Source organism: Halalkalibacter kiskunsagensis (assembly GCF_037027555.1).
In the GTDB taxonomy this organism is placed as follows: Bacteria; Bacillota; Bacilli; order Bacillales; family Bacillaceae_D; genus Halalkalibacter; species Halalkalibacter kiskunsagensis.
On sequence record NZ_JAXBLX010000015.1, the window covers coordinates 38,443 to 56,085 of the forward strand.

General features: G+C 37.7%; 17 protein-coding genes, 1 pseudogene and 1 riboswitch. Of the genes and pseudogenes, 14 read left to right on the forward strand and 4 right to left on the reverse strand.

The annotated features are described in order from the left end of the window. Positions 1 to 64 precede the first annotated feature (64 nt). Positions 65 to 835, reverse strand: coding sequence for a PRC-barrel domain-containing protein (locus tag SLH51_RS10510; RefSeq protein ID WP_335961219.1), 771 nt, complete (start codon positions 833 to 835; stop codon positions 65 to 67). A gap of 125 nt (positions 836 to 960) precedes the next feature. Here SLH51_RS10510 and SLH51_RS10515 point away from each other — a divergent pair, with 125 nt between their 5' ends. The 7 genes from SLH51_RS10515 to SLH51_RS10545 all read left to right on the forward strand — a co-directional run bounded on the left by SLH51_RS10515 (position 961) and on the right by SLH51_RS10545 (position 6,467). Continuing rightward, on the forward strand, positions 961 to 1,641 hold the full coding sequence (locus SLH51_RS10515) for an SIMPL domain-containing protein (RefSeq protein WP_335961220.1): 681 nt from the start codon (positions 961 to 963) through the stop codon (positions 1,639 to 1,641). 201 nt (positions 1,642 to 1,842) lie between these two features. Beyond that, on the forward strand, positions 1,843 to 2,481 hold the full coding sequence (locus tag SLH51_RS10520; protein WP_335961221.1) for a hypothetical protein: 639 nt from the start codon (positions 1,843 to 1,845) through the stop codon (positions 2,479 to 2,481). Between the two features lie 84 nt (positions 2,482 to 2,565). Further along, a complete protein-coding gene (locus SLH51_RS10525) occupies positions 2,566 to 3,612 on the forward strand; it encodes an FUSC family protein (protein ID WP_335961222.1) in 1,047 nt (348 codons plus the stop codon). A gap of 137 nt (positions 3,613 to 3,749) precedes the next feature. Further along, positions 3,750 to 4,442: a DUF1538 domain-containing protein gene (locus SLH51_RS10530; RefSeq protein ID WP_335961223.1), complete on the forward strand. Its 693-nt coding sequence runs from the start codon at positions 3,750 to 3,752 to the stop codon at positions 4,440 to 4,442. After that, positions 4,439 to 5,188 (forward strand): DUF1538 domain-containing protein, encoded by a 750-nt coding sequence (locus SLH51_RS10535; RefSeq protein WP_335961224.1) that lies wholly within the window; start codon positions 4,439 to 4,441, stop codon positions 5,186 to 5,188. The genes SLH51_RS10530 and SLH51_RS10535 overlap by 4 nt, the downstream gene beginning before the upstream one ends. Next, positions 5,139 to 5,885, forward strand: a complete 747-nt coding sequence (locus tag SLH51_RS10540) for a P-II family nitrogen regulator (RefSeq protein WP_335961225.1) — start codon at positions 5,139 to 5,141, stop codon at positions 5,883 to 5,885. Before SLH51_RS10535 ends, SLH51_RS10540 begins: the two co-directional genes overlap by 50 nt. Before the next feature lie 99 nt (positions 5,886 to 5,984). Continuing rightward, positions 5,985 to 6,467 (forward strand): SMI1/KNR4 family protein, encoded by a 483-nt coding sequence (locus tag SLH51_RS10545; RefSeq protein WP_335961226.1) that lies wholly within the window; start codon positions 5,985 to 5,987, stop codon positions 6,465 to 6,467. Here SLH51_RS10545 and SLH51_RS10550 read toward each other — a convergent pair. Continuing rightward, positions 6,457 to 6,639 (reverse strand): annotated as a pseudogene (locus SLH51_RS10550) (hypothetical protein); the annotation flags it as partial. The gene SLH51_RS10545 and the pseudogene SLH51_RS10550 sit on opposite strands and share 11 nt — an antisense overlap. A 179-nt stretch (positions 6,640 to 6,818) precedes the next feature. On the opposite strand from SLH51_RS10550, the gene rbsK reads away from it, so the two are divergent. Continuing rightward, on the forward strand, positions 6,819 to 7,709 hold the full coding sequence (rbsK, locus tag SLH51_RS10555; protein WP_335961227.1) for a ribokinase: 891 nt from the start codon (positions 6,819 to 6,821) through the stop codon (positions 7,707 to 7,709). 107 nt (positions 7,710 to 7,816) lie between these two features. On the opposite strand, the gene SLH51_RS10560 is transcribed toward rbsK, so the two are convergent. Beyond that, the gene (locus tag SLH51_RS10560; RefSeq protein ID WP_335961228.1) at positions 7,817 to 11,026 is read right to left on the reverse strand and encodes a DEAD/DEAH box helicase; all 3,210 of its coding nucleotides are present in this window, start codon (positions 11,024 to 11,026) and stop codon (positions 7,817 to 7,819) included. A 248-nt stretch (positions 11,027 to 11,274) separates the two neighbouring features. Beyond that, positions 11,275 to 11,421, forward strand: a riboswitch (FMN riboswitch). Positions 11,422 to 11,622: 201 nt separating this feature from the next. Here SLH51_RS10560 and ribD point away from each other — a divergent pair. The 6 genes from ribD to SLH51_RS10590 all read left to right on the forward strand — a co-directional run bounded on the left by ribD (position 11,623) and on the right by SLH51_RS10590 (position 17,042). Continuing rightward, on the forward strand, positions 11,623 to 12,708 hold the full coding sequence (gene ribD / locus SLH51_RS10565; RefSeq protein ID WP_335961229.1) for a bifunctional diaminohydroxyphosphoribosylaminopyrimidine deaminase/5-amino-6-(5-phosphoribosylamino)uracil reductase RibD: 1,086 nt from the start codon (positions 11,623 to 11,625) through the stop codon (positions 12,706 to 12,708). Next, positions 12,709 to 13,365: a riboflavin synthase gene (gene ribE / locus SLH51_RS10570; RefSeq protein WP_335961230.1), complete on the forward strand. Its 657-nt coding sequence runs from the start codon at positions 12,709 to 12,711 to the stop codon at positions 13,363 to 13,365. A 22-nt stretch (positions 13,366 to 13,387) separates the two neighbouring features. Next, positions 13,388 to 14,605 carry a bifunctional 3,4-dihydroxy-2-butanone-4-phosphate synthase/GTP cyclohydrolase II gene (locus tag SLH51_RS10575; RefSeq protein ID WP_335961231.1) on the forward strand — a complete coding sequence of 406 codons (1,218 nt, stop codon included), beginning with the start codon at positions 13,388 to 13,390 and terminating at the stop codon, positions 14,603 to 14,605. A gap of 89 nt (positions 14,606 to 14,694) precedes the next feature. After that, complete coding sequence (gene ribH, locus SLH51_RS10580; protein ID WP_335961232.1) at positions 14,695 to 15,162, forward strand: 6,7-dimethyl-8-ribityllumazine synthase; 468 nt, start codon at positions 14,695 to 14,697, stop codon at positions 15,160 to 15,162. A gap of 227 nt (positions 15,163 to 15,389) precedes the next feature. Next, positions 15,390 to 16,319: a manganese-dependent inorganic pyrophosphatase gene (locus SLH51_RS10585; protein WP_335961233.1), complete on the forward strand. Its 930-nt coding sequence runs from the start codon at positions 15,390 to 15,392 to the stop codon at positions 16,317 to 16,319. Positions 16,320 to 16,688: 369 nt separating this feature from the next. After that, positions 16,689 to 17,042: a GNAT family N-acetyltransferase gene (locus tag SLH51_RS10590; RefSeq protein WP_335961234.1), complete on the forward strand. Its 354-nt coding sequence runs from the start codon at positions 16,689 to 16,691 to the stop codon at positions 17,040 to 17,042. Here SLH51_RS10590 and SLH51_RS10595 read toward each other — a convergent pair. Then, on the reverse strand, positions 17,039 to 17,575 hold the full coding sequence (locus SLH51_RS10595) for a DUF309 domain-containing protein (protein WP_335961235.1): 537 nt from the start codon (positions 17,573 to 17,575) through the stop codon (positions 17,039 to 17,041). The two genes, SLH51_RS10590 and SLH51_RS10595, sit on opposite strands and share 4 nt — an antisense overlap. Positions 17,576 to 17,643: the final 68 nt, after the last annotated feature.

Sequence of the window (17,643 nt, forward strand, 5' to 3'; positions counted from 1 at the left end):
TACATAGGACTTTGAAAGAAATAATTCGATTAAACAACTAAGCTGTTGAGATGTCCTCAATAGCTTAGTTGTTCTTTTTGTCTTTTTCAATAGCTTCATCCTTATGTTGTGGTTGGCCTGCTTCTACATGAGAACGAAAATCGCCTTCAAATAGATGTGCACCTTCAACCTCTTGTTTATCTCTATTCATTGTAACGATTCCATCGGTCCAATTAATCTCAGATATCCAATTAGTGGAGAGAGGAACGACTTGTTTGGAGAGAAACCCTCCAATCTCAATTTCAAAAAAACGAATCTCCCAAGACTTATGGTCAATAACTAAATCGATTATCTTACCTACCTCATTGTTTTTAGCATACACAGTACACCCTTTTAGCTCATTACTCGTTCGTAATACGTGTTTTGGCAGATCAGGATGCACATAGTGCTGGGTTACATCTGTTGGTCTACTAATACCATTCATTGGACTTCCGCTAATGTCTCCTCCTATCATAGGAGGAGACATTTGATCGGTCAAATTTGTATTCCGACTAGAGTAATTATTTTGTTTTTCTTCGTTTGCAATAGAAATTGGAGAATAAGTGTTTGATTTTGGGCTGTTTTTGAGTTGTTCTTTTGTTGTATTAACTTCAATTGTTTGTTCAGGAATATTAACCTGAGTAAATGCTTTGGAACTAAGTAATACGTTTTTGCTAAAGAGCGATTTACTTGTGTCTATTGAAAAATATAGGATCGTTAAATTACTTGCTTCAAAATAAAAGTCGTCAATGGATCCCAGTTTACCGTCATTCAAGAGCAAAGAAAATGTTTGAAGATTACTTGACTTTAGATACATTAATATCGCTCCTTTCAAAATGGATGTTCCCGGTGCAATCGAAAGTTAAACATTTATATGAATGGAAGAAAGGATATCTAAATAAACATATAGAAAATGTTTCTTTTAGAGAGGTGGGCCCACTTATGTATTGGCAAGAGCCTAAATACAACCAGAGCCGTCAAGGGCAAACATTAATGAGAAATCAAAAACAGAATTTGAAAGTAGTAGGAGAAGGTTCTATAACAACAACGCCTGATCGTGTACTTATTACGTTAGGGGTTATTACAGAAGACAAAAGTGTTGTTACCGCGCAGCAGGAAAATGCAGCAGCGATTACTGCTATTATTCAAGGAATTGTCGAGTTGGGCATTCAAGAAAATAATATTCAAACGACTGTTTATCGGATTGACCCTCAGTATGACTTTATTGAAGGAGAGCAAGTATTTCGTGGTTATAGAGTTGCTCATTTACTGCAAGTTACGGTTGACCAAGTTGAATTGACAGGTACGATTATTGACTCAGCTGTTGAAAATGGGGCTAATTCGATTGCGTCTATTACCTTTACGATGAGAGACCCATCAAGTATGTATCTTTCTGCCTTAACAAATGCACTAGAAAATGCACGAGAAAAAGCACAGGTCATTAGCAATAATCTTGGTGTTACCCTCAATCCGACCCCTATACAAGTAAAAGAACTAAATTTTACAAACGCTCAACAACCATATCCAAAAGTTCTTTCAGCTCAAGTAGGGAGCACGCCGATACAAGAAGGGCAACTTACTGTAGAAGCTGCTATTGAAGTTGAATTTGTCTATTTCAATTGAATAGTTATCCAATAAAGGTGACTTAGATAAGTCGCCTTTATTTGTATATAAGTTGAAATATTATCAAAATAGATCGAAATGGCAACAAGGAATTTGGCAAAGAAAAGCGATTTTCTTCTTGTTTTGTCATGTGCTTGAAAGCTTGGTTCATATTATAGTAGGCTTTTCATAGACTGATATGTTAAGGGGAGATGATCAGCTATGAATAAGGTAGGAATAGCAATCGTAGGAGTTATCGTTTTAGCAATAAGTGTTTACTTTGTACCTTTTCACGAGGATACGATTGAAGAGGCAACTCTATCAACAGAAGTGTTGGAGACGGAAGAAATTAATGCAACAAACAACCTTGAAAAACCAAAAGATAATTATACTACTGAATTAATAGAAAAAGAAAACGGTTCATCGGTAATGAGTGTGGAAGGGATGAATAAACAAGTTGCTTACCAAGTAGGAGCTGAAACTCAGGTGAAATCAATTATTGCAGAGCAGCATGAATATTTAAACGAGTTAGCCGGATGGGGAAATGCAGAGGAGTTGGATCTGCTTGCATTAGAGAAAGACCAAGAATGGCAGCAGTTAAAGGACGATATCGATTGGTTGCAGAAAAGTGGATTTGCTGAATCTGACGTTTTGATAGATATGGAGAATGCCCTTGAATTTTTAACTGTGGCAACGACAGGAGATTCTATGTCACTTCGCTATTTACATCGTATTTTTCATGATTTAGATGCGAACATGAATGGACAAGAAGTAGATAAAATTTGGGATGTTACTCATGCATTTGGTACCGAATCGCAACAAGAACAATTACTCGCATATTTAACGAGTGAAGGAAACTAAGCTTCTGACTCAAGGGGGTTAGAATCACTTACCTAATTAGTTAATTCTAAGTATAGGGAAATACTCTTTAGGGAAGGGATTGGGATGAGGAACAACAGAAGAAAAGGAAAAATTTTTGGAGCGAGATTAATGAAGACAGGTGTCGCTGTTTTTCTAACTGCTACGACCTGTTCTGTATTGGGACTACCAGTTGTGTTTGCTGTTATTATTGCCATCGTAACAATTGAACCAACGGCATCAGATTCTATCCGAAAAGGGATGGTACGTTTTCCGGCTGCGTTAATAGGTGCAGGTCTGGCGATGGCTTTTACTTATTGGTTTGGTCAGGTTCCACTAACATATACTCTTGCTACGTTACTGACGATTTTCATCTGTATTAGATGTAAATTAGAAGCTGGAGCTCTTATTGCTACTATTACGGCAGTGGCAATGATTTCAGTTACTTATGATCATTATTTTTTAACTTTTGTCGAAAGGGTTGGAACGACAACAATTGGACTTGTCATTTCCACTCTTGTTAATCTTTTTCTATTACCAGCTAGATTTTCAGAAACGATTAAAAAGAGAAATTTTCAATTGTTTTTGGATACAGGCACTCTTTTCAAGAAACGATCAAATGAGATTATTTTGGAGAGGAAATCGATTTCGAAGCAATGTCAAAAAGAATATCAAAGGATTACTGGTGAATTGGCGAAAACATTTCAATTGTGTCATTATCAACGTGAAGAGTGGAAATATCATCGTCATTCGACTGCTGAACTAAGAGCATTTATGTTTGAAAAAAAGAGATTGGAACAACTCCAGCAGATTCATTATTATTTAGGGCATATTATTTCTGTCCATAGTAACAATGAAAGTTATCATAATTTAGAATTATTATTGGAATCGATTGACTCAACCGAAGAGGGGTTAAAAGCAGCTGGGAGTAAGATTTCAAATAAGCACTTACAGAACATTAACGAGCTAGATAAAAGGTTTTGGGAAACACATAATGGTCAGCAACCTTTAGAAAAGAAATATCATCATCATTTTACATCAGAAACCGTGCTCCTATTTGTCATTCTATCTATTCATGATGTACTTGAAGAGTTAGAGAGAGTCTCTAGACATCAAATTCATAAAGCTTCCTAAGATTAAACGCTTGGAGTTTTTCTCTAGGTGTCTTTTTTTGTGTCTTGGAATTACTAAAAGGAAATGTTTACTTCTATTTTCAAAAAGGAATAGTAATTTAAAAGAAAGGGGTTTTTATAGATTCGGAGGAGGTAAACATGCAAGATATAAAAGATACTGTAAAAGAAGTTATCCTTGCGGTACTGCCCATTACCATTGTTATTATCATTTTGCAGTTTACGTTGCTCTGGTTACCGATGGAAGTATTTCTTCAATTTTTAGTTGGGGTTGTAATGGTTTCTTCTGGGTTAATTTTATTTTTATTAGGAGTGCATCTTGGTTTGCTGCCAGTTGGAGAAATGATAGGATCAGCATTACCAAAGACAAAAAAAGTATCGCTAATTATCCTTGTTGGTTTCCTGCTTGGGTTTGTTGTGACTGTAGCTGAGCCTGATGTAAGAGTGTTGTCTAGTCAAATAGAGGATGTATCGGATGGGGAAATATCACAAATGGTGCTTATTTATTCGGTTGCTTTAGGAGTTGCGATTTTTGTCGCTCTTGCCATGGCTCGTATCATTTTTAATATTCAAATGAAATGGTTATTAGTAGGAGGCTATGGATTCGTATTCTTACTTGCTGCTTTTACGCCTAATTCATATATTCCAATATCATTTGATGCTGGTGGAGTGACTACAGGTCCGATGACCGTTCCTTTTATTTTAGCTCTAGGGGTCGGGGTTGCCGCGGTACTACGAGGAAAGTCATCTTCAAGTGATAGTTTTGGTCTTGTGGCTCTTGCCTCCATTGGACCGATTTTAGCTGTATTAATGCTTGGAGTGATATATGGATGAACATTATTATATTTCAAGGGTTTGGAGAGGTTCTGTTAGAAGTTGCCATGGCGCTCTTGCCTCTCCTCATCTTCTTTCTCGTCTTTCAATTTATGTTCTTGAAATTAGAAAAAGAAAAATTGTTGAACATTGCTAAAGGGATGATCTTGTCATTTTGTGGATTAACCTTATTTTTACAAGGGGTTCATGTTGGTTTTTTTCCAGCAGGAGAAATAATGGGTGAGAATTTAGGCAAAATGTCATCAAACTGGCTCCTGATACCAATCGGGTTTGTGTTAGGGTTTGTTGCCACATTTGCAGAACCAGCTGTACGGATTTTAAATGAACAAGTAGAAAAAGTGTCTGGCGGATACATTTCAGAAAAAGTCATGCTTTATACATTGTCGATCGGTGTTGGCATTTCGATTGCTTTATCAATGCTTCGAATTCTTATTGGTTTTCCTTTATGGTACTTCATTATTCCGGGGTATATGATCGTTATTTTCATGACGTTTCTATCATCCAATCGATTTACCTCGATTGCGTTTGATTCAGGGGGCGTAGCAACGGGACCTATGACCGTAACATTCATTTTAGCGATTGCAGTCGGAGTTGCCTCTGTTACGGAGGGAAGAGACCCACTTATGGATGGGTTTGGCATGATTGCTCTTGTTGCGTTAACTCCTATTTTATCTGTATTGATCTTAGGGGTAATGTATGAGAAAAAAGGTGGGAAAAAAGAAAATGTTAGTAAATCCGAATCATAAATTAGTCATGACGATTGTTAAAAAAGGGAGAGCAAAAAACGTCGTAAAAGCGACAAAGAAAGCTGGAGCAGAAGGAGGTACCGTTTTATTAGGCAAGGGTGTAGGTATTCATGAAAATAAACGATTTCTAGGCATACCCGTTGAATATGAAAAAGAAATTGTCTTATCACTTGTTCAAAACCATTTGATAACTCAAGTTGTAGAAGCCATTCAAAATGAGGTGCGAATTGAAGAGCCAGGAAAAGGTCTAGGACTCGTAATTGACCTTAAAATGGTTTTAGGAATTTGTCATTTGCCAACGGAAGAACCAAGTGTTGCACAAAAGGAGGATATAATCTCTATGCCAAAACAAGAAATGGAGTATGATTTAATCGTTTCGATTGTTAATAAAGGGGATTCAAGCAAAGTAGTTGATGCGTCTAAAAGGGCTGGAGCAGAAGGTGGGACCATCATTAGTGGGCGAGGAACAGGAATCCACGAGCAGGCGAAGTTTCTAAACATTCAGATTGAACCAGAGAAAGAAATTGTTCTTACATTAATTGACCGCAAACAGACGAACACAGTATTACAAGCTATTTTGGAAGAAGCAAAATTGAATAAACCAGGTAATGGAATTGCATTTGTCTTAGATGTTGACCGAACAGTTGGAATCAATCACATTTTGAACAAAAAGGTGAATGATGAAAGTGGGAATTGATCCTTTTTTGTAGCGGTTTGTGGTCGACTTATGTGTTTGCTGCATGTAATAATGAATTGTATACAATTGAAACCATATTGAAAACATGGGGGAACATTTATGAGTTTACGATTTTATAAACAAGGCCATTTTTGGAAATCACCATCTGAATATAAGCCTGGTGAAAAAGTGACAGATGAGACACTGTTAGACGTTGAAACGCATCTTGGCTTCCAATTGCCTAAAGATTATGTAGCATTAATGAAAGAGCAAAATGGTGGAGAGCTTACGTATCGTTACGTGTTATTTGCTGATGGTGATGCCGCGATTATTCCTTATTTTCATGAACTTGACGTACAGAGTGGTGTAGGCTTATCCACTGTTTTTGTTGAGGAGTGTGGGTTACCAGATAATCTAGTTTTATTAACTGGAGATTTGCATACATGGCTTGCACTTGATTATCGTTATAACGTAAAAGAACCGGCAGTCGTTTATATTACGGAGCATGAGTCAGGAAATGGAACTTGGCAAGAGCATTTTCTTGCTCATTCATTTGAAGAATTTACTAAACGTCTATTTCAAAAGGAAGATTCTAGCTTGTAATAGAATCACAAGAATCATCTTTTCTATTTTTGAAAGGATGATTCTTGTGTTTCGTTCGATATAGGCCGTCTCTTTTTGTTTTTGTCTTTCGTGAGCGCATATCAGTAAAGGCAAATAGACTTCTGTTTAACTCAACATTTCTTTTCCCTTGGCGGGCTAGCTTTTGAAATTGCTAAAGCATTCACTTCTTACTGTGTTTAATCATTCATAGTGTATAGGAAGATCGCTTTCATCTCAATAAAGATCACAATATAATATGAACCTTTTCGTGAAAGCTCTTTGCATTTTGTAGTGAGTGGAGGATAATGAGTAGCATACATAAGCTTAAATTCAAGAAATTGGGGTGGGATAATGCAAAAGCCAAAAATAACCGTTATTGGCAGTGTAAATATGGATCTAGTTACAACTACAAGCGTCCGTCCAAAAGTTGGGGAAACCGTTCTTGGACAGTCTTTTTCTAACGTGCCTGGAGGGAAAGGGGCTAATCAAGCTGTTGCTGCGGCAAGATTAGGTTCAAATGTAAATTTAATTGGATGTGTCGGCAATGACGCATTTGGTCATGAGTTGAGGACTCACTTAAAAAAAGAAAAGGTTACGCTTTTAGAAGTAAAAAGAAACACAACGAAACAGACAGGTATTGCTCAGATAACTCTAAGTGACAATGATAATAGCATTATTGTTGTTCCGGGCGCGAATGAAGATTTGACTCCAAGTGTGTTAGATCATTTTGAAAACGTTATTGCAGAAAGTGATATCCTCTTATTGCAACTAGAAATACCGATTGAAACGGTCGAATATGCTATCAGTTTAGCAGCAACTCATGGAGTGCCAGTTATCTTAAATCCAGCTCCTATTCAGTTATTATCAGCACAAATGTTAGAGAAAGTAGCATATGTCACACCGAATGAACATGAAGCAGACGTGTTAAGCTCTATGGAAGGTGTTGATTTAACTGACAATCTTATAGTTACAAAAGGTAAACATGGAGTTTCATTTTGGGAGAATACGCAGGAAATCAACATAAAAAGTCATGCAGTGGACGTAGTGGATACAACAGGAGCAGGAGATGCTTTTAATGGGGCTCTTGCAGTAGCTATTTCTGAAGGGAAAAGCGTAAGAGATGCCTGTTTGTTTGCAACAGCTGTTGGAGCGTTAGCTGTGACGAGACTAGGTGCTCAAAGCGGAATGCCAACAAGCGATGAAGTGGAGGAATTTCTTTCAAAGCTTGAGAAGAAGTCCTAATGGGATTACATAGTTTAGATGGAGAAAAAGGATCTGCCTCAAAAGTTGAGACAGATCTTTTGTAGTAGGATATTTATTTACTAAAAGACAAACTTGAGTTGTATTTATTATGAAAATGTTAACAATTGCTTTATGTCTTCTGCACTTAATGATTGTAATGTTTCTTCTCCTGGTTGAATGATCGCATCAACGAGAGCTTTCTTTTTTTCGTGCAAGTCAAGAATTTTCTCTTCAATTGTCCCGTTCGCAATTAGTTTCACGACTTGAACATTTTTCGTTTGACCATAACGGTAGACCCGATCGGCAGCTTGCTCCTCAATTGCGGGGTTCCACCACGTGTCATAAAGAATAACAGTGTCTCCACCTATTAAATTAAGACCAGTCCCACCAGCTTTTAATGAAATTAAAAACAGTGCTTTCTCGCCATTGTTAAACCTTTCAGCCATTTCCACCCGTTCTTTCGGAGGGGTCTGACCATCTAAAGAGTGATAAGACCATCCATTTTCATCAAATGAGCGTTTTATTAATCGGAGCATCGATGTAAACTGAGAAAAGATGACCATTCTTTGACCGGATTGTAAACCTTCTTCGACATATTCTAGGAGTCGTTCCAATTTCCCTGATTGATAATTAGCTTCTGGCTGAATAAGATTAGGATGGCAACAGATTTGTCGTAAGCGTGTAAGACCAGCGAGAATCTCAATTCGTTTTTGTTGGAACTGATTACTTGTAATCGCCTCATTTACATCACTCGTTAATTGCTTCACTTGGGCGACGTACATTTTCTTTTGATCTGTACTTAAATCGGTATATTGAACAGATTCAATTTTATCAGGCAACTCTGATAATACGTCTTTTTTCAGTCTGCGCATAATGAATGGTCGAACTTTTTTAGCGACGACTTCATTTGATAGCTCTTTAAATTGTTTTTTTGTACCGAGAATCCCTGGCAGGATGCTATGGAAAATCGAATACAATTCATCTTGATGGTTTTCAATCGGTGTTCCACTTAACGCAAAACAACTAGTCGATTGTAACGTACGTACTGCTTTTGTTGTCTTTGTCGCTTCATTTTTGATAGCTTGAGCTTCATCTAGAATGACCGTTGAAAATAAGTACGGTTCATAAATATCGCTATCACGTTGAAGTAACGGATAAGAGGTAATAAACACATCAGCTTCTCGGAAGTTTGAGACCAATTCTTTTCGTCCTTGTTTTGTTCCGGTCACGACAACAACTTGCATATGTGGAGCAAACTTGGCTAATTCCTTCTCCCAGTTATAAATTAAACTGGCTGGAGCAACAATTAGTGCTTGAAACGACGAACGGTCTTCTTTCTCTGCTTGCAAGAAGGCAATCGTCTGAACAGTTTTTCCTAGTCCCATATCATCGGCTAAGATGCCTCCTAGACCTATTTGGGCAAGTGTTCGTAACCAGCGGTACCCACTCATTTGGTAATCTCGCAGTTCGGCACGGAAATCAGTGGGTAATGTCCAGTCGCTAAACTCAGGTGACTGAATGTCTGATAACAGTTGATGAAGTTGCTTAGATACCCGTGTTTGTCCATTTTGCCTATCCAGTTCAAATGCTTTATGCAATGGAATCGCCATTTCTTTTTGCAATGATTGTTTTGGCGATGCGATGGTGTTGATTACTTGCTTCACAGTGTCAAAGCGACTGTGATTTAGTTGAATATACGCACCAGATGATAATTTATAATATTTTGCATGACTTTGTAGTGCACCAAGCACATCCAAAATCTCCTCATCGGGAATGCCATCCATTGAAAACGTTACATCAAGCCAACTGGTTTCATTGTTCACATCAAGTTGTACAGAGGGAGTAGACGTTGGTGTTGCCATCACATTTCGTACGGCTGATGTTGTAAATACTTCGATCTCTTTTTGCAAAATGGGAAGTTGTTCAAATAAAAACGGGATGATAGATTCCCAACTAGTCAATGTTAGTTGACCATCTGCTATGTGAAAGTCAGTTTGTGCAAATTGAGCTAAAATCAGTTCTTCTTTTTGGATATCACGTGTGATGATTCGTTCATAAATTTGATTGCTATCAGCATACGGATTTCTAGCATGTTCTCCATATTCGAATGATACTTTCCCTGTCAGGGTACTGTCTATTAAGTCAAGGTAAAATCTAGCCTTTAAAGGTTTTGTTTCAATGGCATTACGTAAATGCTCTGACAAATGAACAATACCAATTGATTGGAGAGATGGAAGAACATATGAACAAAATTCCTCTAGTTGTTCGTTTGGAATTACATCAATTGTATTGGAATAAGCTGATTGCTCACCGATAATGTGAAGGTGTCGGGCTTGTTTATCACTTAGCTGGTAAATGGAGTTTCCATGAATTAGGATGCGGTATTCTTTACTAGCAAAGTCAAACTCATTCGCATTTTCACTAACTAGATCAACTGGTGCGTCTTTCTCTTTTGATTCTAATCTAAACGAGAGCAACTGCTTTTTATCAAGAGGTTTGATTTTCGCATTTTCTGTTTGTAATACTCCATCGATTGTTAAAATAACAGCTTTGTCTTTTAAAAGTTCTAGAATAGAAGACAAACTAATAGCTGGAATTTCATAAGACCGTCTTGGACCTGACCTATAATAATGATCGTTATTCGATGCTTGAATTTCTATATGGGTGTGTAGTTGTTTAAATAAAACGGCATCCTCTTGTTGGATGGAATAATGCATCGGATCATACGAAAAATTGGCCGTGAATGTATATGTCTCTTTACTAATAAAGGCCTGTAGAAACTCTTCTATATTTTTAACTACATACAAACGCTTTGTTCCAACTTTAAGCCTAATTTCAACTTTATCAATAAGTGGGCTAAAGGACGTTTTTGAAGCGATTAGTTCGTATTCCACTTGTAATGGTTCTTTCTTAGCAGCTGCTTTTTTAGGCGTAACAACGAGTGTGCTTTGAAATTTTTCTAACATCTTACTACGCAATTGTTTCGGCTTTGCAGAAGGAAAGGGAATGATCGATCCTTTTTCTTCTTGCGCATCTTTAATAGCGAATAACATCGCAACAATATGTTTGCAAGCACCTGGGTAGGTAGCTGCTGCTTCACAATCGCATGAATAATCAATTGATTCTGGTCCGTTAATACGAATTTCACATTCATAAAGCAAGGAGCCGTCGATAAAGGCAAAATATGTGTCGGTAACCGGTTCAAAATCAAGGTCTGCTACACGATCTAAGCGATAATAGTTGATTCCTCTATTAAAGGTTGATTGATTTGTTGCTATCGATAATATATAGGTAGCAGTGAGCCACGGATAAGTCATAGAAATAAGTGCCTCCTCTTTAACGATGTACATATCATAACATGGTAGAGCTAATTGAAGGATATTGAAAAATCAAAAATAATTTCATGTACCAATTGAAATAAACGGATGTTATGAGTTAGTTGTTTAGAGTAAGTTTAAACAGGTGAAAAACGACCTTGAACGTCCTCTAATATCTTTTAGTTGACGAATACGTCTGCATAAGGATACAATTTAATCACAATTTAATATTAAACCAATTTATTGGTTGTTTCCTTCGGGGCTGGGTGGAACTCCCGACCGGCGGTGATGAAGCATAGCTTCTTAGTCCGTGACCCGCCTCTCAAATATGAGAGGCGGTGGACCTGGTGAAACTCCGGGACCGACAGTGAAAGTCTGGATGGGAGAAGGAACGAATCGGTGCAGTAAGGTTATTAGATATGATTTATTTTTTAAAAAACTACCTTGCTTTGACAGGATAAGTATGTCCTTTTATAGCACTGAATTGGACGGCAATTGAAAGATTGTACGTTTCTTTCGTGAACACTTTTTTATATTAAAGCCCTGAGACTTCGTTCTTAGGGCTTTTTCTGTATGTTTGAATGAGAGGGATCGCCATGAATGATACTGATTATATGAAGCTTGCGCTCGAACTAGCGAAAAGTACACAAGGTCAAACGTCGCCAAATCCAATGGTTGGATCAGTTGTTGTGAAAGATGGTGCGATTGTAGGTATGGGTGCTCATTTGAAGGCTGGCGAAGGCCATGCAGAAGTTCAAGCGCTCACGATGGCTGGAGAAAAAGCAAGAGATGCGACGATTTATGTCACACTCGAACCATGCAGTCATTACGGAAAAACACCACCTTGTGCGGATTTAATTATTGAAAAAGGGCTAAGGAGAGTTGTTGTTGCAACGTTAGATTCCAATCCCGCAGTAGCAGGACGCGGTCTAACGAGATTAAAAGAAGCTGGGATTGAAGTCGAATTTGGTGTTTGTCAAAAAGAAGCAAATGAACTAAATGAAGTTTTTTTTCATTTTATGAAGCATCAAAAGCCATACGTAACGTTAAAATCAGCAACGACACTCGATGGGAAAACAGCTACTGTGACAGGGAAAAGCAAATGGATCACGGGTGAAGAGGCTAGAGAAGATGTCCATCGCTACCGGCATATACATGATGCAATTCTCGTTGGAATTGGCACGGTGTTAGCAGATAACCCTTCTTTAACAACTCGTCTTGCTAGGGGAGGGAAAAATCCGATTCGGGTAGTTCTTGATCGCTCGTTGCGAATCCCTATTGATGCTAAGCTTGTTCAAGACCAAGAGGCCTCGACTTGGATACTAACAACAGAAGAAGCATCAATGGAAAAGCAAAAAGACCTTGAGGAGTATGGGATTGATGTATTGCGACTACCGGATGACTCCATTGAAACAGTCTTAGCCCTGCTCGGTACAAAAGGAATAACATCTTTATTTGTTGAAGGTGGCGCTGAGGTAAACGGAAGCTTCTTGAAAGCTCGTGCAGTTGATCAAGTGATTACCTATTTAGCTCCTAAGTTGTTTGGGGGCAAATTAGCTCCAACTGCGATTGGTGGTGGAGGGTTTCAAGAAGTGGAAGACGCTATTGAATTAGAAATTAAAGAAGTGACAACGATAGGAAAAGACATTAAAATCGTTTCACATGTTAAAGGGAGTGAGTAAATGTTTACAGGTATTATTGAAGAAATCGGTCAGATTCAGGAAATGCGTTCTAGCAGTGAATCAATGGTCATGAAAATTGGCGCAACTCGCATTTTAAGTGACGTTAACCTTGGAGACAGTATTTCCGTAAATGGTGTTTGTTTAACGGTCACATCGTTTTCTTCTGCTCACTTTACAGTTGACGTTATGCCTGAAACGGTTCGCGCAACGAGCTTACAAAGTCTTGGTAGAGGTTCTAGTGTAAATCTTGAACGTGCAATGAGTGCGAAAGGACGATTTGGTGGTCATTTTGTTTCTGGTCATGTGGACGGAACTGGAACGATTTTAGCAAAAACTCCCGAACAAAATGCCGTCTATTACCGTATTGGTGTAAATTCAGAGTTGCGTCATTATATGATTGAAAAGGGTTCTGTTGCTGTTGATGGCACAAGTTTAACGATTTTTGCTGTCGACGAGGAAAGTTTTACGATTTCGATCATTCCACATACGATTGAGGAAACAATTATCGGCACAAAAGGTGTGGGAGACATCGTCAATATTGAATGTGATATGGTTGGAAAGTACATTGAGCAATTCATCTCAAGAAGATTTGAATCAACAAAAAAGCCTACATCTTCGTTAACAGAGAGTTTTCTTTCAGAATATGGATACAAATAAGAAGATAAGGACGGTGAGTGAGATGGCTGAAAAAAATGAGAAAAAAATGTTCGATCCAATTGAAGAGGCGATATATGAGCTTATGCAAGGGCGTTGTGTCATCGTTTGTGATGATGAAGATCGCGAAAATGAAGGTGACTTTCTTGCAATAGCGGAGAAAACAACTCCAGAAGTGATTAATTTCATGGTCACACATGGACGAGGCCTAGTTTGTGTACCGATTACAGAAGAGCGTGCTAAAGAGCTAGATCTCGTATCGATGGTTGATCACAATACAGATCCTCATGGTACAGCCTTTACAGTGAGCGTTGATCATTACACAAACACGACGGGGATTTCAGCTGCTGAGCGTGCGGATACAGTTCGTGCACTAGTTGAAGATAGCGCCAAGAAACATCATTTTAAACGTCCAGGTCATACGTTTCCGCTTGTTGCGAAAAAAGGCGGAGTCCTTCGACGTGCAGGGCATACAGAAGCAGCTGTTGATTTAGCTCGATTATCAGGTGCAAAGCCTGCTGGTGTCATTTGTGAAATTATGAATGAGGATGGCACAATGGCTAGGGTACCTGAATTACGTGAAATTGCTGATCAACATGATTTGAAAATGATTACGATAAAAGATTTAATTAAGTATCGCCACCGTAAAGATAAGTTGGTCAAACGTGAAGTGGAAATAAAGTTACCTACTGACTTTGGTGATTTTCGTGCTATAGGATTCACTGATATTTATGAGGGGAAAGAAAGTGTTGCTCTTGTAAAGGGAGAAATCATTGAAGGGGAGCCAACTCTTGTTCGTGTACATTCTGAATGTTTAACAGGTGATGTATTCGGGTCACATCGTTGTGATTGCGGTCCGCAACTCCATGCTGCTCTTGCACAAATTGAACAAGAAGGTCGAGGAATTCTTCTTTATATGCGACAAGAGGGACGTGGCATTGGTTTAATGAACAAACTAAAAGCTTATCAGTTGCAAGAAGAGGGTTATGATACGGTAGAGGCAAACGAAAAGCTTGGTTTTCCGGCGGATTTACGTGATTATGGGATTGGCGCACAAATATTGCGCGATTTAGGTGTTAGACAGATGCGCTTACTTACAAATAACCCTCGTAAAATTACTGGGTTAAAAGGGTATGAACTTGAGGTTGTTGAACGTGTAGCTCTTCAATTGCCACATAACAAAGATAATGAAAAGTATTTAAAGACCAAATCTGAAAAACTAGGGCATATGCTACATTTTTAAGGACAACTGTAGTCAGTTTTACTTACTAAGTTATGCACGATTTGGTTTTTTACAAATAAAAAGCAAACATTCTTGAGGAGGAAAATAGTATGGGACATGTTTATGAAGGTCATTTAGTAGCAACAGGATTAAAAGTAGGGATTGTAGTAGGGCGTTTTAACGAATTTATTACGAGTAAATTGCTAGGTGGGGCACAAGATGCCTTAAAGCGTCATGGTGTTGCAGAAGCAGATGTTGATGTAGCATGGGTACCAGGTGCGTTTGAAATTCCATTTGCAGCAAAAAAAATGCTTGATACTGGTAAATATGATGCAGTTATTACATTAGGAACGGTAATCCGCGGAGCAACACCACACTTTGATTATGTTTGTAGTGAAGTAGCGAAAGGGGTCTCATCTTTAACATTATCATCAGGAAAACCGGTTATTTTTGGGGTTCTAACAACAGATACGATTGAGCAAGCTGTTGAACGTGCTGGTACGAAAGCTGGAAACAAAGGCTGGGATGCTGCAACTGCTGCCATTGAAATGGCCAATTTAGGTAAAAGTTTCGAATAATAAAAGGGGAATTTGAGTCTTGCAGTTATAGCAAAGTTAGTAGAAGGTGAAGCATAACTTTATCTTCTACAATTTTTTTTAGGCAACATACTTTATAATTTAAGGAAAGTATCTGACTTAAGACAAGAAAAATGATTTTAATCAAACGTATCTTTTGGTAAAATAAATGTTGGTTATACATAATTTATGACAAGATTTATAGAAAATTGTAAAAAGGAGTTTTTAAAATGGAAAAAGTTCTTATTTTTGGCCACAAAAGTCCGGATACAGATACGATTACGTCTGCAATTGTTTATGCTGATTTGAAAAATAAAATAGGTGTCAACGCAGAGCCTGTTCGTCTAGGTGAAATTAACGGTGAAACTCAATTTGCATTAGAACATTTCGGAGTAGAAGTGCCTCGGTTAGTAGAAACAGTTGCAAATGAAGTAGAAAATGTTATTTTAGTTGATCATAATGAATTCCAACAAAGTGCAGCGGATATTGCTCAGGTTCGTGTGTTAGAAGTTATTGACCATCACCGTATTGCAAATTTTGAGACGAGTGATCCTTTGTATTATCGTGCTGAGCCTGTTGGTTGTACTGCAACCATTTTAAATAAACTGTACAAAGAACATGGTGTTGCTATTGAGAAAAATATTGCTGGTCTAATGGTTTCAGCAATTATTTCTGATTCTTTGTTGTTTAAATCACCAACATGCACAGACGAAGATATTAAAGCCGCTCGTGAGCTAGCTGAAATTGCTGAAGTTGATCTAGAAAGTTATGGGCTGGACATGTTAAAAGCAGGGGCTGACGTAAGCAGTAAGACAGTTGCTGAGCTTATTTCTTTAGATGCTAAAGAATTTACGATGGGTGCCAATAAATTAGAAATCGCTCAAGTAAACGTTGTTGATACAAATGATGTATTCCAAAGGAAAACAGAGGTAGAAGAAGCGTTAGCTAAAGTAATTGATGAAAAAGGATTAGACCTTTTCCTATTAGTTGTAACAGATATCTTAGAAAATGACTCGAAAGTACTAGCGATGGGGAAACTTACAGATGCAGTTGAGAAAGCATACAACGTATCATTAGAAGATAACACTGCTATTTTAAAAGGTGTAGTATCTCGTAAAAAGCAAATTGTTCCTGGTCTAGATTCTGTATTAGCAAAATAAATAAGAGTAATAAAATAGAGAAGAGTTGGAACACACTGAAGATGCTGTTCCAGCTTTTCTTTTATAGGAATTCCAAGAAAGTACTATACACCATCGCAAGTATAAAGCGATCTTCATATTTTCTCCAATTAAAACGTAACTTTTTTCCTAAGCGTCGTATACTTTAAATAAAGTTGTGTATAAGTTCTTTATAAAATGTACGAATTATAAAAAGAACCCTTTTTCAGAGCTTAGCATATGGTAAAATGGGTAAACGTAAGAAAGATATAAAAAAAGTGATCGAAATCTATTGGAATATGGTAAAATGTAAAATGGTGAAAGCGCATACGAAAACAACCTAGTAAGGGTTAGAAACGTGAGAGGTTTATCATGCTTGTACCTTATAAATCTATGAATCAAAAAATTGCGATGGGGCTTCTTTCTTTTATGCCCAAAGAAAAAGATATCAAGAAATTACAAAAAACAATTGAACGTTATGAAAATGATCCTGATTGGAAATTGTATCTATGGAAGGAAGAAGATTTTGTTGGTGTGTTAGGTATATCGATGGAAAGTGGGGGAGCATTGTTACATCATGTCTGTGTGAATCCATCTCATAGAAGGGAAGGAATCGGGAAAAAGATGCTTCAAGAATTAATTAAAATTTTGCCATGTGATCTGAAACCAACAAAAGAAACTAAAGGCTTTTTAGAAATATGTGTGAAGGAAGAAGAGAGCCTTTAATCGTTCTCCTCTTCCTTGTTTTGTTTTCTAAGTGTTAATTGCCGTGCTCTTTCTTTAACAATGTCACTTCGATCTCTCAGGAAATGTTTGTGAATGATGTGTTCGGGAACTTCCTTTTTGGTCATCCATTGTTTTCTGAGCTGCTGGCAATGCTTTTGACACGCCTGAAGTAATGCTTCGTCAGTTATAGGAAGATCCATGTCAACAAAAGTAAGTGGGGAAGTTTCTAGAAGCACTTGTTGTGCCTTTAACTGATCTAATAGCTTAGGAACATCTAGACCTAATGCACTAATGGATTGATGTTCTTTTGAGATAACAGAAATTGCTTTATCATACATGCGCCATGCACCACTTACATTCCCCCTACGATGATGATACAACCCTACGGCTATCTGAATGAGACCAACCCAGTGCGAATGACGACTTTTTGTTGACTGTTCTTTCCAATGTTCTTCTAATACTTCATGACACTCAAAATAATCACGGTCACTATGGAAATAAATAAGAAAATCTAAATAAGCTTCTGAATACATTATCATACTCCTTTTTAAACAAAAGTCCTTTTTCAGTCTATCATATAATAAGGAATTCGACCTCTTTT

Excerpts from the sequence above, each read along its gene's own strand:
- SLH51_RS10510 (WP_335961219.1), bottom strand. The coding sequence starts at position 835 with ATGTATCTAAAGTCAAGTAATCTTCAAACATTTTCTTTGCTCTTGAAT.
- SLH51_RS10515 (WP_335961220.1), top strand. The coding sequence starts at position 961 with ATGTATTGGCAAGAGCCTAAATACAACCAGAGCCGTCAAGGGCAAACA.
- SLH51_RS10520 (WP_335961221.1), top strand. The coding sequence starts at position 1,843 with ATGAATAAGGTAGGAATAGCAATCGTAGGAGTTATCGTTTTAGCAATA.
- SLH51_RS10525 (WP_335961222.1), top strand. The coding sequence starts at position 2,566 with ATGAGGAACAACAGAAGAAAAGGAAAAATTTTTGGAGCGAGATTAATG.
- SLH51_RS10530 (WP_335961223.1), top strand. The coding sequence starts at position 3,750 with ATGCAAGATATAAAAGATACTGTAAAAGAAGTTATCCTTGCGGTACTG.
- SLH51_RS10535 (WP_335961224.1), top strand. The coding sequence starts at position 4,439 with ATGAACATTATTATATTTCAAGGGTTTGGAGAGGTTCTGTTAGAAGTT.
- SLH51_RS10540 (WP_335961225.1), top strand. The coding sequence starts at position 5,139 with ATGAGAAAAAAGGTGGGAAAAAAGAAAATGTTAGTAAATCCGAATCAT.
- SLH51_RS10545 (WP_335961226.1), top strand. The coding sequence starts at position 5,985 with ATGAGTTTACGATTTTATAAACAAGGCCATTTTTGGAAATCACCATCT.
- rbsK (WP_335961227.1), top strand. The coding sequence starts at position 6,819 with ATGCAAAAGCCAAAAATAACCGTTATTGGCAGTGTAAATATGGATCTA.
- SLH51_RS10560 (WP_335961228.1), bottom strand. The coding sequence starts at position 11,026 with ATGACTTATCCGTGGCTCACTGCTACCTATATATTATCGATAGCAACA.
- ribD (WP_335961229.1), top strand. The coding sequence starts at position 11,623 with ATGAATGATACTGATTATATGAAGCTTGCGCTCGAACTAGCGAAAAGT.
- ribE (WP_335961230.1), top strand. The coding sequence starts at position 12,709 with ATGTTTACAGGTATTATTGAAGAAATCGGTCAGATTCAGGAAATGCGT.
- SLH51_RS10575 (WP_335961231.1), top strand. The coding sequence starts at position 13,388 with ATGGCTGAAAAAAATGAGAAAAAAATGTTCGATCCAATTGAAGAGGCG.
- ribH (WP_335961232.1), top strand. The coding sequence starts at position 14,695 with ATGGGACATGTTTATGAAGGTCATTTAGTAGCAACAGGATTAAAAGTA.
- SLH51_RS10585 (WP_335961233.1), top strand. The coding sequence starts at position 15,390 with ATGGAAAAAGTTCTTATTTTTGGCCACAAAAGTCCGGATACAGATACG.
- SLH51_RS10590 (WP_335961234.1), top strand. The coding sequence starts at position 16,689 with ATGCTTGTACCTTATAAATCTATGAATCAAAAAATTGCGATGGGGCTT.
- SLH51_RS10595 (WP_335961235.1), bottom strand. The coding sequence starts at position 17,575 with ATGTATTCAGAAGCTTATTTAGATTTTCTTATTTATTTCCATAGTGAC.